This is a genomic window from Aquitalea sp. ASV15 (assembly GCF_016429115.1).
GTDB lineage: Bacteria > Pseudomonadota > Gammaproteobacteria > Burkholderiales > Chromobacteriaceae > Aquitalea > Aquitalea magnusonii.
In genome coordinates this window covers 15,007-30,235 of sequence record NZ_JAELTZ010000013.1, presented here as the reverse complement: position 1 = coordinate 30,235, position 15,229 = coordinate 15,007, and the positions used below count along the sequence as shown (strand labels likewise).

Here is a 15,229-nt window from a genome sequence, read left to right as displayed (position 1 = left end):
TGATAGCGTGGCTTTCAGGAAAGATGAGTATCACGCCCAACAACCACGCTAATATAACAGCCTTATTACACGGCAGCACATCTACGTTCTAGATACCATTTCAAAGTCTGCTGCATCCCAGTTTCAATCCGATGATCAGGCTGATAACCCAACAGGGATTGGGCCTTGCTGATATCAGCCTGAGAATGCTTGACATCGCCGGCACGGAAGTCACGATGAATTGCATTCGGAATACTCCCTTTGCACAGGCCGTTCCGAATCATGGTAAATAGCTGATTCAGACTGGTACGTTCCCCTACGGCAATGTTATAAACCTGATTGATGGCCTCTGGATTGGTACATGTAGCAGCCAGTAGGTTTGCCTGGACCGTATTAGAAATAAAGCAAAAATCCCGGCTGGTTTCCCCATCACCATTTATATAAATGTCCTCTTCCGCCAACATGGCATCAATCCACTTTGGAATGACTGCAGCATATGCACCTGCGGGATCTTGTCTAGGCCCAAACACATTGAAATAGCGCAGGCCTATACTTTCCATACCATAGTTACGAGCATACACATCGGCATATAGCTCATTGACGTATTTGGTTACTGCATAAGGGGACAGTGGTTTGCCAATCGTATCTTCTACTTTGGGTAAAGCCGGATGATCTCCATAAGTGGAGCTACTGGCAGCGTAGACAAAACGCTTTACACCTGCATCTTTGGCAGCCGTCAGCATATTCAGGAAACCACTGACATTAACAGCATTGGTGAGTATAGGATCTGCCAGCGAACGAGGAACTGAACCCAACGCAGCCTGGTGCAAAACGTAATCAACATTAGCACAAGCCTGCTGACAGTCAGCCATATCGCGAATATCACCTTTGATAAACTCGAAACGTCTCCATTGCTCAGGTGAAAGCACACTCTGCACCTGATCAAGGTTATGCTGATGCCCAGTTGAGAAGTTATCCAGGCCAACTACCACCTGGTTGGACTTGAGCAGATTTTCCAGCAGATTGCTTCCAATGAATCCAGCAACACCGGTAATCAACCAGCGGGAAGGCTTTTTACGCAAATCCGCAAGTAAAGTGTCAAGATGATTCATCTTACAGCCTCCACAGCGGGTGGCCGGCAGCGCGAATAGCATCTGCCGGGTAACTGCTTTTGACATCAATAAATACGCCACCGGTATGCAGCTTATCCAGCAGGGCAGAGAGACCCATTTCATTATATTGCTGATGGTTGACAGCCGCCACAATAGCATCTACTTGCGGTAACGCTTCCCATTCCTGCAGGTTTATACCGTATTCATGCATCGCTTCCTGAGCATCCGCCAACGGGTCGTGGATATAAATTTCCATACCATAACTCTGCAACTCGCAGACCACATCGATCACCTTACTATTACGTAGGTCTGGGCAGTTTTCCTTAAAAGTCACACCCAATACGGCCACTTTACCACCCTTGACAGGCAGGTCAGCTACAATCATCTGCTTGACCAATTGTTCGGCAACAAATTTACCCATGCTGTCATTGATACGGCGTCCGGCCAGAATCACTTGCGGGTGATAACCAAGCTCTTCCGCCTTGTGCGTCAGATAATAAGGGTCGACCCCAATGCAATGCCCGCCAACCAAGCCAGGGCGGAAAGGTAAGAAATTCCACTTAGAACCCGCAGCCTGTAAGACTTCAAGGGTATCAATGCCAATAATGTTGAACAGAACTGCCAGCTCATTCATCAAGGCAATGTTGAGATCTCGCTGGGTATTTTCAATTACCTTGGCTGCTTCTGCCACCTTGATGGAACTTGCACGGTATACGCCTGCAGTAATAATACTGGCGTAAACATTGGCCACTCGTTCAAGAGTTTCCAGTGTATCCCCTGAGACGACCTTAACAATTTTAGTTACGGTGCGCTCTTTATCACCTGGATTGATACGTTCGGGGCTGTAGCCGACAAAAAAGTCATGCTTCCACTTCAGACCAGACACTTTTTCAATAATGGGAATACAAATCTCTTCGGTGGCACCCGGATAAACCGTGGATTCAAACACCACGGTTGAACCACGCTTCAGATAACGACCGACGGTTTCGGAAGACTTTATGAGGGGAGTAAGATCGGGCTGATGTGCAATATCCACTGGAGTGGGAACAGCGACTACGATAAAGTCGGCATCTGCAATTACAGCGGGGTCAGTATGGCAAGACAATAAGTGTGCAGCACGCAAATCATCGCTGGAAACCTCTCCGGTGGGATCGACAAACTCACGATATGCCGCCACTTTTTGCACAGAAAGGTCGACACCCACTGTTTCATACAGTTTGCCAAACTCCACAGCCAATGGTAAACCAACATAGCCCAAACCAATTAGAGCAATCTTCATTTCAAAATAACACCCGAATAATTGTTTTCCAACTGCAACCAGCTATTGAACGCCAGTATACACCATAATTGCGCCTGCCAATTTCTTGTGCCATTGACATGCTCATTCCATTTCTTTCTGACCAGTGCTACATTGAAATAGCCATCTGCTTGTAAACGCTGCTCGGATAACAAATCCTCAGCCCAGTCGCGCAAAGGCCCGCGCAGCCAGGCGGCCACAGGAATTGCAAAGCCCTGCTTAGGACGATCAATCAGCTCACGCGGTACATGTTTGTATAACAACTGGCGCAGGATCCATTTTCCCTGTCCATCTACCACTTTCAGCGACTGTGGTAGGCGCCAGGCAAACTCCACAACCCGGTGATCGAGGAAGGGCGCACGTGTTTCAAGGCTAGCTGACATTGCGGCCCGGTCCACTTTGACAAGGATATCATCCGTCATATAGCTGAGGGTATCCATTGCCATCATCCATGGAACAAAACTTTCAAGCCCACCCCATATTTCACTCTCATCAATCAAGCTCGGAGCTTCGACGCCCCTCAATACCACTGACTCAGGTTCTTGCCATTGAGAAATCAAGCCTCGATAAAGTGAAAACTGCGAATTTGCATTCATGACATTCGAGAACTTGTGTAACTTATCTCCTAACTGCGCGAAATGGAAACGTTGCGGGAGAGCAGGAGTCAGCAACGCATTTAGCGCATCCCAACCTCGAACAGGCATCACTCTAAGTAGCCGTGCCACAAGGTTTGCACTGCCCCAGGGCAGTCGCTTCATTTGCTGCCACACTCGATCAGCCATCAAGTAACGGTTATAGCCACCAAACAGCTCATCACCAGCATCACCGGATAATGCCACCGTCACATGCTGACGAGCCATACGGCTCACTAACATTGTTGGAATTTGGGATGAATCAGCAAAGGGTTCGTCATATACCTCAGATAACACAGGGATCAGATCCAAAGCATTCTGTGCCGAAACATACAACTCGGTATGGGAGGTTCCCAGATGCAAGGCTACCTCGCGGGCATGGACTGCTTCGTCATAACCTTGCTCATCGAAACCGATGGTATAGGTTTGAACCGGTCGACTGGACTCAGTCTGCATCAAAGCCGTGATCAATGACGAATCTACCCCCCCAGACAAGAAAGCACCCAGCGGAACATCTGCCATCATTTGCAGACGCACCGATTGCCGCAAAACTTGTTCAAGCTCGTTCACTGCACATTCTACCGAGCCGGTGTAAAGGTTTTGCCGCCCATCACGGATAGTCTGTTGCAAAGACCAGTAAGGCTGTGGCCGGGCCATTGCAGCCGGGCCTGCCGCAGGGCGTAGCGTCAAGCAGCTGGCTGCCGGCAATTTGGCAATGCCCTGATATATGGAATGGGGAGCTGGCACATAACCAAAGCGCATCATTGAGGTGAGTGCCTGACGGTCCACTTCGGCTCGGAATGCTGGATGAGCCTTGAGTGCCTTCAGTTCGGAACCAAATAGGAAAGTATTACCATGCCAGCCGTAGTACAGCGGCTTTTCACCAAAACGGTCGCGCGCAAGTGTCAGTTCGGCAGTTTCTCGATCCCATAAGGCAATGGCAAACATACCAACGCTACGCCTGAGTGTTTCCTCGACTCCCCAGGTCGCAATGGCAGCTAGCAACGTCTCTGTATCGGAACCGCCGCGCCAGACCTGGTCAACAGACCTCTCCATCTGATGACGCAGCTCAAGATGATTGTAGATTTCACCATTAAAAACAATGACATATCGACCGCATACAGAATGCATGGGTTGATGGCCATTAGGCGACAAATCGACAATGGCTAAACGACGATGAGCAAGAACAAGACCATGCCTCTCATCATGCCAAACGCCAGAATCATCAGGGCCGCGGTAAGAAATCCTTTGCGCCATGTTACACGCAATTTCGACTGGCGATTCTATTCCCGAGGATGGCGTCTTATAAAATCCAACCAAGCCGCACATTATTTTTCCATCCTATCAAAAATTGATTTTCTTTGCTCGTAAGCCTCATTAAATACAGTTTCAAAACCTTGTACCATATTATCAAGACTAAAATTTTCCGCGATTCGTCTACGAACCAGTTGGCGTAACAAAGCAAATTCATCCGTATTCATTTTAAGTAATTCAACAGCCTGCATTGCCAGACCATTCATATCGCCAGCAACAGAAACACGACCGTGTTCGCCAACAATGTACGCGGCATCACCTACATCAGTAACTACGCAAGGTACACCACTGGACATTGCCTCGCCAATCACAGTGGGAAATCCCTCGCTCCAAGAAGTCAAAACCAGGATATCCAATGCAGCCATATACCTTGGAATATCACGCTGCAAACCAACGAGATGAATACGATTGCTTAATTGATACTGCTGTATCAATGCAATCAAATCCATATTCTCTGTATCATTTCCTTTACCAACCATCAAAAAATGAATATTTTCATCATACTCAGCAATATAACTTGCTACAGCAAGAAATCCTTCAGGATTTTTTATGGGGTGGTTACGACCAACGAAGCCAACCAACCTACAAGTTTCCGACAAGCCAAGTTCTTCTCTTACAGCACGAAACATTTCAGCACTGGGTTGATATTTAATTAAATCAAACCCATTCGGCACAACCATAAATTTTATTTTTTTATAACCAACTGCAGCATGCGTTTCTACAGCAAAAATTGAACACGATACAATGCGGGTTGGAATAAAAGAAGACAAATAAGAGCATAGTTTTATAATGCCATGTGTCAGTTTTTTTGTCTTATCCGAGTATACGTCAGAACTTCGCACCCCCCAAACAACAGCGCGTACACCACACATTCTGGCAACAATACCGCCAAGAAAATCTGCGTGATACAACCAGGTAGAAACAACATCCGGTTTATATCTGATCATTATCCACCACAATTTAAGGACTGCTGGCAGTGATAACCTTCCAGGCACCATGTTCAACGAATCGACATCAACACCACTCATTTTAAGGTCTTGACCAAGAGGTCCAATGTCAGTTAGCGACACAACCTTAATGGCATATTGATTGTTATTTTTAAAACCTGAAACCACTTTACACAAAGACATCTCCGCCCCACCGGCGTCTAATGTCGTAATAACAAATAAAACTTTCTTACGTTGGGTTAACATATCAGGTTAATATCCACTTATAAGGTATCCACGATTCCAGTGCATTAGATGAATAATTCAACCAGACATACAAGACTGCAGTATAACCAGATAGAATTGCAGTTAACACTACATATCTAAATGCAGGAGAAAAAAACAGTGGCAGACGAGAATAGACCACCATTTGTAGAGGCGTTAAATATAGTGCAAGCCGATCCGTTGCTGTCGATGCCATAGACTGCAATGGGATACACAACAAAGATGCAATAGCGAAAAACATCCAGACTTTGGTATCCACATAACGACTATTAATTTTTTTGCGAAATATAAAAAGAAAACTCGCAGGAACCATACCCAACCACGCTCATAGCCTGCAAAACAAATTTAAAACGTACAAAATTTTAAATTTTATTGACAATACAGCTTATGTAACGAAACTTTATGATCAGCTGCATCAAGCAGATACAAATACAATTTTTAGATTACTGATATTTAATAAACATCACCGAACGCATTAAAAAATACCAAACAAAAAAATCATTCACTCACAAAAAACAATGTAGTCATTTTATTTACGCACCACATTATGGCAATAAATACAATCATTGCATATATGTATCCAACAAATGCTCCTAACCACGGCGGCAATAAAAACAGCAGCCAGATCAACCACAATCCATCCAATTGAAAATCATCAGCACTTATTTTCTTGGTAAGGAAAACAGAAAATACGCACAACATAAAAACATAACCAAGATAGAAAAATAAATACTCTGGCGCTATAAATACCCATGAAGGAAAACCAGAATTCACATTCCACTCACCTAGATCACCAATTGCATTATTAGGTCCTGTATACTGAGTAAAATATACCCCTAGTGTCATAATCTTACCCACAGAGAATACCTTGTCATATAACAAACCAAACAAACCCTCTTTCCAAAAAGGCAAAAATGACCCTGCATCAAACGCATGAGATAAGGTTTTTCTTATTACAATGGTCTCAATTAATGCTGATACAGTTTGCAATCTGCCAATTAAATGCAAAAAACCTTCACTTAATGCAGCAACATAATCAATCTCACTAAATGCACGTACCAACCCGGTAGACATATCAAAAAAATCAAAACCAACTTTAGAGAAAGATCTAATTACCCACTTAGATGCGATTACAAAAGGATAAAGAATTAAAACTCCTACACCAACAATGCTCACACGGGAAATTGACAACTTTCCTTTCTTTGCCAAAATACCCAACTCAAAAAACATCAAAATAATAAAAACACCCGACCAACCTCTTTGCAAGTTAGAAACTAACCATATTATTAAATTAAACTTAAACATTTTCTCATAACGACAAAGTGGATAGTAAATAACAAACAACATATCCACTGGGAAAATAACCCAGATTATCGCAAACGGGCTATTACTAACAGCACCTCCACTTCCAGCAGCATTTACTCCTTCAAGCAAATTAAATGCCATAAAGCCAATTTGCATAAAAAAAAGTACAATACCGAATAAATACTTTTCATTTCTATTGCATGTATTGCCCCTATTGCCATCCACTTTAAAACGCTTCACCCAAGAAAAGAGCGGCCCCAAGAAGAACCAATACGAGATCAGTATGATTGCGAGTGAGAAAAGCAATAAGAAGTCATCTTCAAATGGCACCCCTTCAAAATCCCCGACCAACATCCCAGTGAAAAATATTATAGTAGCCGCCACCATATTACTGATGATATATATCAGCAGCCATATTTTTTTTGAATCTGTAATATTTATCATATAAATACTCTAGGATTTAATCGACTTCATAATTCTGAAACTCTCCACAAACGAGACAAAATTTATCTAATTAGGAAAAGTTGACTTATTTAACTATTATTTTTGCAGGCACACCAACAGCGACCCCACCATCGGGAATGTTGATTAGAACAACACTATTAGCCCCAATTCTAACTCCATCACCAACTGTAACATTTCCCAATATTTTTGCGCCAGTGCCAATTACAACGTTCTGACCTATCGTTGGCTGTTGATTAACTATACTTTCAGTATCTTTATTTCCCAACGTAACACCATTAAGAATTTTACAATACTCTCCGATAACAACATTGCCACCGATTACAATATCGTGGCCATGCACTATCATCAGGCCCTGTCCAATCCTGGACCGGCATGAAATATCGCTTGAGAAAACGATCCGTATGAAATACTCAATTAAAACTCTGACCGCCCCCCCAACAAATGGAATATCTTTTAAGTAGCAACCCAGCCTGTAAAAAAAAGTCATATGAAAGGCATGACTTATCAAGGCATGTTTCAAGAGTATATAAAAAGAAGGTCCACCTGCCTGTGCTTTCAGATCCGCTAACACTATTTTGATAAAATCTCTCATGGCAATCTCAGCATACGAATCACATTCCATCGCTTCAAAGACAGGAAAATTGATCCGGTGTGAAAACTAATCAACCAAAGCCAAAAAAATCTAAAAAAGGTGTTTCTTCTATTTTTTAAATCCGCCAGCATTAACATCAGCAATGCTGAGTTTATATGTACCCGACTAAAATTCTTTTTTTCCAAAAAATACTCTAATGCATTAGCAAGATCTCTTCTTGTTTTAAGCCCGGCACTTGCGATACCAATTCCGGCACGATATACCCCCAAGGGTTCTACAGGGACAAAACCAGCACGACCAATTCCAATTTGTAAAATATTTATGAAATAATCCACCACATCAAACTCAACTTCCGGCATAGCTAACGAACTATTTCTAAACATTTTCGAACTATGCATTCCAACCGTTATTAACTGAATAACATCATCAGCACTATAACCATCTTTCGGAATTAGATTAACATCGATCAAATCATCTTTTAATGTACCATCCCGACCAAGAACTTTCATTCTGTGAAATGACACATTACAGTGTTGATTTGCGTCCATAAAATCAGTTTGAATTTGCAATTTCCCCGGCAACATATAATCATCACCATCCAGGTGGGCGATATATTCACCTTTCGCCATAGCATATACCGAATAAATATTCGGAGCTGCACCGATATTGGTTTCATGCAATACCAGTCTAATCTGCTCAGGATGGCGCTGCTGCAGGGCTTGCAGTTTTTGTCGGGTCAGGTCAGTCGAGGCATCATCGCCCACGATAATCTCAAACGAGAAATCGGTCTGTTGTGCCAATACGCTTTCCAGGCACTCTTCAATATAAGCCTGCTGATTATAAGTAACGATGCAGACAGATACTTTAGGCTTTTGCTTCATTTCACTCTTTCCAACTGGCGCAGAATCCATTGTTGCACATCCGGCATGCCAAGTAATAAGATAACAATACACATCAGGCTGCAGCCTGCCAGCACCAGAAACTCCGCTAACTTGCCAGTCACCAAACTCAATGGACTCAGTGAAAGCAGCCAGGCAAGAACAAGCACTTGCAGCAGCGGCCACAGCACATCACGCACTATCCACACCGGCCACAAGGCAGGTGCCAGTTTCAGCAGTAACAGGCTGTTCCACAATACAAACAGCATCAGGTTGATCAGCGCCCACAAAACAGCAGCGCCCAAGGCACCATAATGCGCGGCAACCCAGGGAATGGCCGGTACCAGCAACACGGCAAACACGATATTTCCCCGTAAATGCCAACGCACATTGCCGATGGCCACTTGCAGGAAATACAACATCCCACCAGCGGCAATCAGTGCATTACCCAATACATAGCCACGCAGGATATTGGCCGTAGCCATGGCAAGTGCTGCATTGCCGGTCCACAATTGCAGGGCCATTTGCGGCATGGCCAGCAATACCGCAGCTACCGGAAAGGTCACCAGCACCACCAGCCGGGTGCAGCGGCGGAATTCCTCACAGGCAGGCAGCATGCCCCCGCGGGCAAATGCTGCGGACAGCCTGGGCTGAAAAGCCTGGGTCACCGGCTGCGCCAGCAGCAGCACCCCGCTGGCCAGCAAGGTGGCAACGCTGTAATGGCCATATTCAGCCAGTGGCAGCAGGCCGGACAGCACCAGGCGATCCAGATTGGTAATCATCACCCACACCGTGCTGGTAAATGCCAGGGTGGCGGCCATGTGGCCATGCTGGCGCAGCAGTGCCAGGTCAAAAGTAAAAAGGGGCACTTTGACTGGCAACAGACGCGCTATTTTGCTGCGTATGCTCAGGTATTCGCCCATTGACACCAGCACCCACCAGGTAAACAGCCATTGCACATCATGGCTGTACCACACGATGGGGAGTGAGGCAGCAAAGCGCAGCAAGCTGAACACAATCAGGTTGCCGTTCTGCCATAGCTGCTGCTCCATGTTTTGCAGCACACCACTATTGATGCTGCTGGCCAGTCGCAGCAGGATATTCAGACTGAACAAGACAATGGCCTGCGCCACCAGCCCCGGTGGCAAACTGCTTGCCTTCAGCCAGTGCAATGCCAGCCACTGACTGCCAACAGCCATGGCACACAGCGCCAGCAGGGAGAGCAAGCCAAGCAGCCATTCCACGGTACGGAAAAATCTGGCGGTATCACGCCAATTGGCGACACCGGCATGAGACTGTGCAGCCTGCCGGCCAACAACGGGAGACAAGCCGGCATTGAGTAACATCAGCCAGCTCTGCACCATGGCAGCCACTCCGACCAGGCCATAGGCATCGGCCCCCAACCAGCGCAGATAAAAGGGCACCACCAGGAAAGTCATCAGGGTGGTGGTGACGATACCGGCGTAATTGGCAAGGATATTACGACGCAGACTCATCCACGCTCCGGCTTTAGCTGAAGGAACTCCTGTTCTACTTGCAATAATTTATCTGAGCGTTTTTTTATTTTTCGTGCCGGAGTACCGGCATAGATGTGAAATTTTTCACAATCCCGATTTACCAGACTCAGGGCGCCGATTGCCACTCCTTCTTCCAGTCTGACCCCAGGCAAAATAATAGAGCCGCTGCCTACTATTGAATGCTTTCCAATCTCGACATTTGCATGTGTCACATTAGTGAACACAGATGCAACACACGGATTTGTCATGAATTCGCCAGAATAATCGTCATTACTAGAATAAACAGACACTCTTGATGATAGGTTTGAATAATCCTCTAACCTGATACATCCCGCTCCTATCAAAGAACAATAAACAGCGATATGTATATAGTTTCCAATAAAAATACCACCCTCACCTGCTGAAATGACACAAAAATCATCTATTCGCACATTATTGCCAATAGAAATATTGGCAGAATTATAAATAGATGCCTTATCTGAAATCAGAACGTTCTTCCCGATGCTCTTGAAATTAAGTTGCAACAAATCTTCCTGTGACAACCATGGCATGATTAACCCCTGATCAGTTCGATAATGTTGTTTTGGTCTTTATCAGTCAGATCAGTGAAAATAGGCAGGCACAACACGCGCTTGGCCAGGCTGACTGAGTAGGGCAGATTATCCGGGCGGGCTGACTGATAACCCCGGTACATGGGCATGTCGCTGATCAGGGGATAAAAGTAGCGGCGCGACAGCACGCCATGTGCGCGCAACTTGTCATACAAGGCATCACGGCTGAGTGGATACGCCTCGTTTACCAGGATGGGGAAATAGGAATAGTTGCTATTCGCCTGATCCGGAAGGGGGGGCAGACTGATACCCGGTATCTCCTGCAGTGCATCGCGGTAGCGCTGGTCCACTTGTTGACGTGCGGTGATGGCAGCAGCCACATGCTTGAGTTGCAACAGGCCGAATGCCGCCTGAAATTCACTCATCTTGCCGTTGATGCCTGGAGAGGTCACCGTGATTTCATCAGCAAAACCGAAGTTTTTCAGATAATCAATGCGCTGCTTGGTTTTGGCATCCGGACAGACAATGGCTCCACCTTCAAAGGTATTGAATACCTTGGTGGCATGAAAGCTCAGTATGGACAGGTCGCCATGATTAAGCAGACTGCTACCCTTGTAGTCGATACCAAAAGCATGGGCGGCATCATAAATCACCCGTAAACCATAGGTATCGGCAATGCGCTGTATCTCTTCCACGGCACATGGTTTGCCGTAGCAATGTACCGCCAGAATCGCCGTGGTTTGCGGGGTGATGGCCGCCTCAATGCAGGCCGGGTCCATATTAAAGCTGTCCGGATCAACATCCACGAATACCGGACGCAGATTATTCCACAACAGCGCATGGCTGGTAGCCACGAAGGAATAAGGTGTGGTAATGACCTCGCCACCAATACGCAGGGCCTGCAGGGCAGTTACCAGGGCAATGGTGCCATTGGTAAACAGCGAAATATGCTCCACGCCCAGATACTGGCATAGCTCTTTTTCCAGTTGCTGATGGAAAGGGCCATTATTGGTCAGCCATTTGTTTTCCCAAATCTGTTCCAGATAAGGAATAAACTCATCCAGAGGGGGCAGGAAGGGCTGGGTTACCGGTATTGGTTTGCGCTGGGCGTTATCAGTCATTGGCTTATTCAATCGTTTTTACAATATTGCCGAAAATTAAATATCAAGATTTACAGTCGCTCACAAGCACGGCCAGGTCCAGCGCACTCAGGCTTTACCGGACCAGGCCCGGAATACTGCGTCCCAACGGCCATCGCTGTCATCACGACGGCTGTTCAGATAGCTTTCGCGGGAAAATGCGGCGAGCAAGCCCAGGCACAAACCAACAAAAAAACCAGCGATGGTAAGCAGAGCACGCTTTGGGCGGGATTTTTGATCGGGGACCGTTGCTACATCCAGCACCTGAATCGAGGACGAGTCTTTCGATTCGTCCAGCTTGGCGGACTCGTATTGCTTGGCCATGAGTTCAAACATGGTTTCGTAATATTTCATATCACGCAGGCGGCGTACGTACTCCATGCCACTTTCCGGCAGCTTGCCGGTGGGCACAAAAATATCGGCGCCCTTGGCCGCCTGGTTTTGTTCCAGCTTGGCCAGCTGGGCACGCATGGCTTGCAGTTCCTGCTCGGTCTTCTGCAAATTGGGGTTTTGTGCGGTGGCAAAACTGCGCATGGCACTCAGCTCGACTTCCTTGCTGGCAATGCCGGCACGCAGCTGCGCCATATTGGCCACGATGACCTGGATCTGCCCTTCCGGTTGCAGGATGCCGGTTTGTTCCTGGGTCTTTTTCAGGGCGACTTCGGCCTCTGCCAGCTTGTCCTTGGTCTCTTTCAGCTGTTGCTCGAAAAAGAAACGGCGCTTGGCCGCATCGGTTACCGCCAGACGCTGATTGACTTTACTCAGTTCATCCACATAGGCGTTGGCCAGGGTGGCGGCAAACTTGGGGTCTTCATCATCAACCGACAGGGCAATCAGGCCATCCTTGCCGGACACGGCATCCGTCATTGTGGCAAGTCTGCGCCGGGTGTCGGCCATGGTTTTGGTTTGATAGCGCTGTTGCAGATTGAAACGCCGAATCAGGTTATCGGCCACACTCTGGCTTTGCAGCATGCCTACATACAAGTCATTGGGGTTCTTCAACCCGGCTACCGAACCGGCAGCACCGGCCAGTGAGCCTAGTTGCCCCAGCATTGCGGTAAGAGTGGAGCTTTGCTGCTGCGGCGGCATGATCTTGCTGGTAGCGGTGTAAATCGGCGTCAGCAGCAAGCTGGTTACCAGGGCGGCGCCACCCAGGCCCAGGGTGGACGCGGCAATCATTTTTTTGTGTTTAAGAATGACCGTCAGCGCAGCCAGCAAATCCATTTCGGTTTCAACCGGGACTTGTGCTGCTTCACGGGTGGTATCCGTCATTATTGGCGACTTTCTCGTAAACTTGGGCCGATGCCCATGCATTGCTTGGCAGGCCCGTCGCCCACCAGGGCGACAGGCTACGGGGTTCAGTTTTTCAATACTTTGAGGGCGGCAGCGCCCAGGCCAAACTGGTAGAGAATGGTGGTCCATTCCTTGATGTTTTCCATCCAGGTGCTGCGTTCGATCTTCTCCGGCACCACCAGAGCATCCCCCGGATTGACATTGCTGCCTGCTACCCCACCCAGCCAGCCACCCTGGGCGTCGACAGTGCCGTCGGCACGCAGCAGATACATGGCACCTTCATCACCGGTACGGGTAATCCCACCAGCCAGCTTGAGGTAGTCTGCTGCTGTACGATTGCTGCGGTAGATATACGCAGACTGCTGGTTGACCGAACCCAGCACATCAACCGTGTCGGGCCGGCGCGGGATGTAGATCTGGTCACCATCCTGCAACGGCAGGTCCGGCAGGTTCTTCACTGCGGCCTTGCCATTGCCAAGCTCCAGCACGATGCGCCCTTCGGCCCTGATGGAGCGCATTTTCTTGGCCAACGCTTGCTGCCGTGCCAGTTCGGCCTGGATATTGGCAATCGAACCGGCATCGGTCAGCCCCGCCATACGCTGCTGGGCATTGGTAGTGGCATCTTTTTCAAAGCGGTCGGCCAGTTCGTCCAGCTTTTGCTGCTGTACTGCAGCAATACTGCTGCGTGTCACCTTGGTGGCAAAGACATAACCGTTGTCGCTGACCCCGCCCAGGCGCGACACCAGCTCGCGCAGGGTTTCTCCCTTCTGGATCTGCACCACACCGGTTTGCTTGACTTCGCCCCCCACGGTGACAAATTCACGTTGCTTCTGCGCCTGTACCGCCACGGCGGACGGGGCGAATACCCGCAGGATATTGCCGGGCGCCACAGGATACTGCGGCAGTTGTTTGGCCAGCTGCTCGCTGCTGCCATGCAGGTCGACCAAGGGCTGGTATTTGTTATCGACGTTTTTTTCAATAATGATTTGCTGGTTTTCCGCAGCGGAATCAAAGCCGCCACTCCAGCTGGCCACATCGGCGAGCGTGGTGCTGCCTTTGAGTTCGTAAATGCCAGGCTGTTTTACATTGCCGGTAATGGCAATTTGTGAACCGACTTCGGGGATGTAGATGACATCACCATCCTGCAGCGGAATATCATGGCTCTTGTCCCCCTTGACCAGCATGTCATACAGGTCGAAGGTGGTGACCACTTCGCCGCCCCGCTTGACCTGGATATTACGCATGGTCCCGGTACCGGAAGGGCCACCAGAGGCAAACAGCGCATTGAGCAGGGTACTCATGGCGCTGAGGGTATAGGTGCCGGCCCGCACCACATGTCCCACCATATACACCTGTACTGCACGGGTTTGGGCAATGCTGACGGTAAGATCAAAGTTGGTGAAAACCCGGTTGACCGATTTCTTCAGATATCCCTGCAGATCGCGGAAACGCACCCCGGCCACCTTGACGCTGCCGACCCGCGGCAGATAGATGCTGCCGGAGCGGTCTACCGGAACGGTAAGATCGATATCGACCATGCCCCAGCCACGGATTTGCAGTTCGTCACCCGCGCCAATCACGTAATCGCCATTGACCTGGGTGGCATTCAGAGGAGCAAAAGTAGTGGGCACGCTCTGAAACAGGTTGCTGCCAAACACATCCAGCTTGCTGCCGGTCACCCCGTCCACATATTGGGCAAAGGTCGACTCCTGATGGCTGGTAACAAAGCTGGCCAGCGGCTGCAGCTGTGCAGCCGGCGCCTGAACCGCCCCGCCGCCCGCTGCCGGTGAGACCACATTGGTGATGGATGGCAGTCCCGTATCCGCACCCGCCTGGTAGCTTGGCATCAGGAAGGGATTGCTGGCCGAAGCCGCTGCCGCAGCGGCATCGATATTGGCCGCCAGCACCAAACCAGGAAAGAGCATCGCCATGCTGATAACGACC

13 protein-coding genes are annotated in these 15,229 nt (G+C 48.2%); all 13 read right to left on the bottom strand.

Annotation, left to right across the window (positions count from 1 at the left end; genetic code table 11):
• Positions 1–65: 65 nt before the first annotated feature.
• Complete coding sequence (locus JHD64_RS07735) at positions 66–1,091, bottom strand: NAD-dependent epimerase/dehydratase family protein (RefSeq protein WP_199052854.1); 1,026 nt, start codon at positions 1,089–1,091, stop codon at positions 66–68.
• A gap of 1 nt (position 1,092) precedes the next feature.
• Positions 1,093–2,370, bottom strand: a complete 1,278-nt coding sequence (locus tag JHD64_RS07730) for a nucleotide sugar dehydrogenase (protein ID WP_199052853.1) — start codon at positions 2,368–2,370, stop codon at positions 1,093–1,095.
• Entirely contained in the window at positions 2,367–4,349 is a 1,983-nt protein-coding gene (gene asnB, locus JHD64_RS07725) for an asparagine synthase (glutamine-hydrolyzing) (RefSeq protein ID WP_199052852.1), read from the bottom strand. The genes JHD64_RS07730 and asnB overlap by 4 nt, the downstream gene beginning before the upstream one ends.
• Positions 4,349–5,527: a glycosyltransferase gene (locus JHD64_RS07720; protein ID WP_199052851.1), complete on the bottom strand. Its 1,179-nt coding sequence runs from the start codon at positions 5,525–5,527 to the stop codon at positions 4,349–4,351. Before JHD64_RS07720 ends, asnB begins: the two co-directional genes overlap by 1 nt.
• A 1-nt stretch (position 5,528) precedes the next feature.
• Positions 5,529–5,858: an EpsG family protein gene (locus tag JHD64_RS22460; RefSeq protein ID WP_370540942.1), complete on the bottom strand. Its 330-nt coding sequence runs from the start codon at positions 5,856–5,858 to the stop codon at positions 5,529–5,531.
• Between the two features lie 185 nt (positions 5,859–6,043).
• A complete protein-coding gene (wzy, locus tag JHD64_RS07710; protein ID WP_199052849.1) occupies positions 6,044–7,294 on the bottom strand; it encodes an oligosaccharide repeat unit polymerase in 1,251 nt (416 codons plus the stop codon).
• 85 nt (positions 7,295–7,379) lie between these two features.
• Complete coding sequence (locus JHD64_RS07705; protein ID WP_199052848.1) at positions 7,380–7,907, bottom strand: serine O-acetyltransferase; 528 nt, start codon at positions 7,905–7,907, stop codon at positions 7,380–7,382.
• A complete protein-coding gene (locus tag JHD64_RS07700) occupies positions 7,904–8,788 on the bottom strand; it encodes a glycosyltransferase (protein WP_199052847.1) in 885 nt (294 codons plus the stop codon). Before JHD64_RS07700 ends, JHD64_RS07705 begins: the two co-directional genes overlap by 4 nt.
• Entirely contained in the window at positions 8,785–10,281 is a 1,497-nt protein-coding gene (locus JHD64_RS07695) for a lipopolysaccharide biosynthesis protein (protein ID WP_199052846.1), read from the bottom strand. The genes JHD64_RS07700 and JHD64_RS07695 overlap by 4 nt, the downstream gene beginning before the upstream one ends.
• Entirely contained in the window at positions 10,278–10,853 is a 576-nt protein-coding gene (locus JHD64_RS07690; RefSeq protein ID WP_199052845.1) for an acyltransferase, read from the bottom strand. The genes JHD64_RS07695 and JHD64_RS07690 overlap by 4 nt, the downstream gene beginning before the upstream one ends.
• 2 nt (positions 10,854–10,855) lie before the next feature.
• Positions 10,856–11,974, bottom strand: a complete 1,119-nt coding sequence (locus tag JHD64_RS07685) for a DegT/DnrJ/EryC1/StrS aminotransferase family protein (protein WP_199052844.1) — start codon at positions 11,972–11,974, stop codon at positions 10,856–10,858.
• A gap of 87 nt (positions 11,975–12,061) precedes the next feature.
• Entirely contained in the window at positions 12,062–13,264 is a 1,203-nt protein-coding gene (locus JHD64_RS07680; protein ID WP_199052843.1) for a Wzz/FepE/Etk N-terminal domain-containing protein, read from the bottom strand.
• 86 nt (positions 13,265–13,350) lie between these two features.
• A complete protein-coding gene (locus tag JHD64_RS07675; RefSeq protein ID WP_199052842.1) occupies positions 13,351–15,210 on the bottom strand; it encodes an SLBB domain-containing protein in 1,860 nt (619 codons plus the stop codon).
• Between the last annotated feature and the right edge of the window lie 19 nt (positions 15,211–15,229).

Bases quoted from the DNA above. Each gene is read 5' to 3' on its own strand.
- JHD64_RS07690 (WP_199052845.1), bottom strand. From the start codon at position 10,853: ATGCCATGGTTGTCACAGGAAGATTTGTTGCAACTTAATTTCAAGAGC.
- JHD64_RS07680 (WP_199052843.1), bottom strand. From the start codon at position 13,264: ATGACGGATACCACCCGTGAAGCAGCACAAGTCCCGGTTGAAACCGAA.
- JHD64_RS07720 (WP_199052851.1), bottom strand. From the start codon at position 5,527: ATGTTAACCCAACGTAAGAAAGTTTTATTTGTTATTACGACATTAGAC.
- JHD64_RS07705 (WP_199052848.1), bottom strand. From the start codon at position 7,907: ATGAGAGATTTTATCAAAATAGTGTTAGCGGATCTGAAAGCACAGGCA.
- JHD64_RS07730 (WP_199052853.1), bottom strand. From the start codon at position 2,370: ATGAAGATTGCTCTAATTGGTTTGGGCTATGTTGGTTTACCATTGGCT.
- asnB (WP_199052852.1), bottom strand. From the start codon at position 4,349: ATGTGCGGCTTGGTTGGATTTTATAAGACGCCATCCTCGGGAATAGAA.
- wzy (WP_199052849.1), bottom strand. From the start codon at position 7,294: ATGATAAATATTACAGATTCAAAAAAAATATGGCTGCTGATATATATC.
- JHD64_RS07685 (WP_199052844.1), bottom strand. From the start codon at position 11,974: ATGACTGATAACGCCCAGCGCAAACCAATACCGGTAACCCAGCCCTTC.
- JHD64_RS07675 (WP_199052842.1), bottom strand. From the start codon at position 15,210: ATGCTCTTTCCTGGTTTGGTGCTGGCGGCCAATATCGATGCCGCTGCG.
- JHD64_RS22460 (WP_370540942.1), bottom strand. From the start codon at position 5,858: ATGGTTCCTGCGAGTTTTCTTTTTATATTTCGCAAAAAAATTAATAGT.
- JHD64_RS07735 (WP_199052854.1), bottom strand. From the start codon at position 1,091: ATGAATCATCTTGACACTTTACTTGCGGATTTGCGTAAAAAGCCTTCC.
- JHD64_RS07700 (WP_199052847.1), bottom strand. From the start codon at position 8,788: ATGAAGCAAAAGCCTAAAGTATCTGTCTGCATCGTTACTTATAATCAG.
- JHD64_RS07695 (WP_199052846.1), bottom strand. From the start codon at position 10,281: ATGAGTCTGCGTCGTAATATCCTTGCCAATTACGCCGGTATCGTCACC.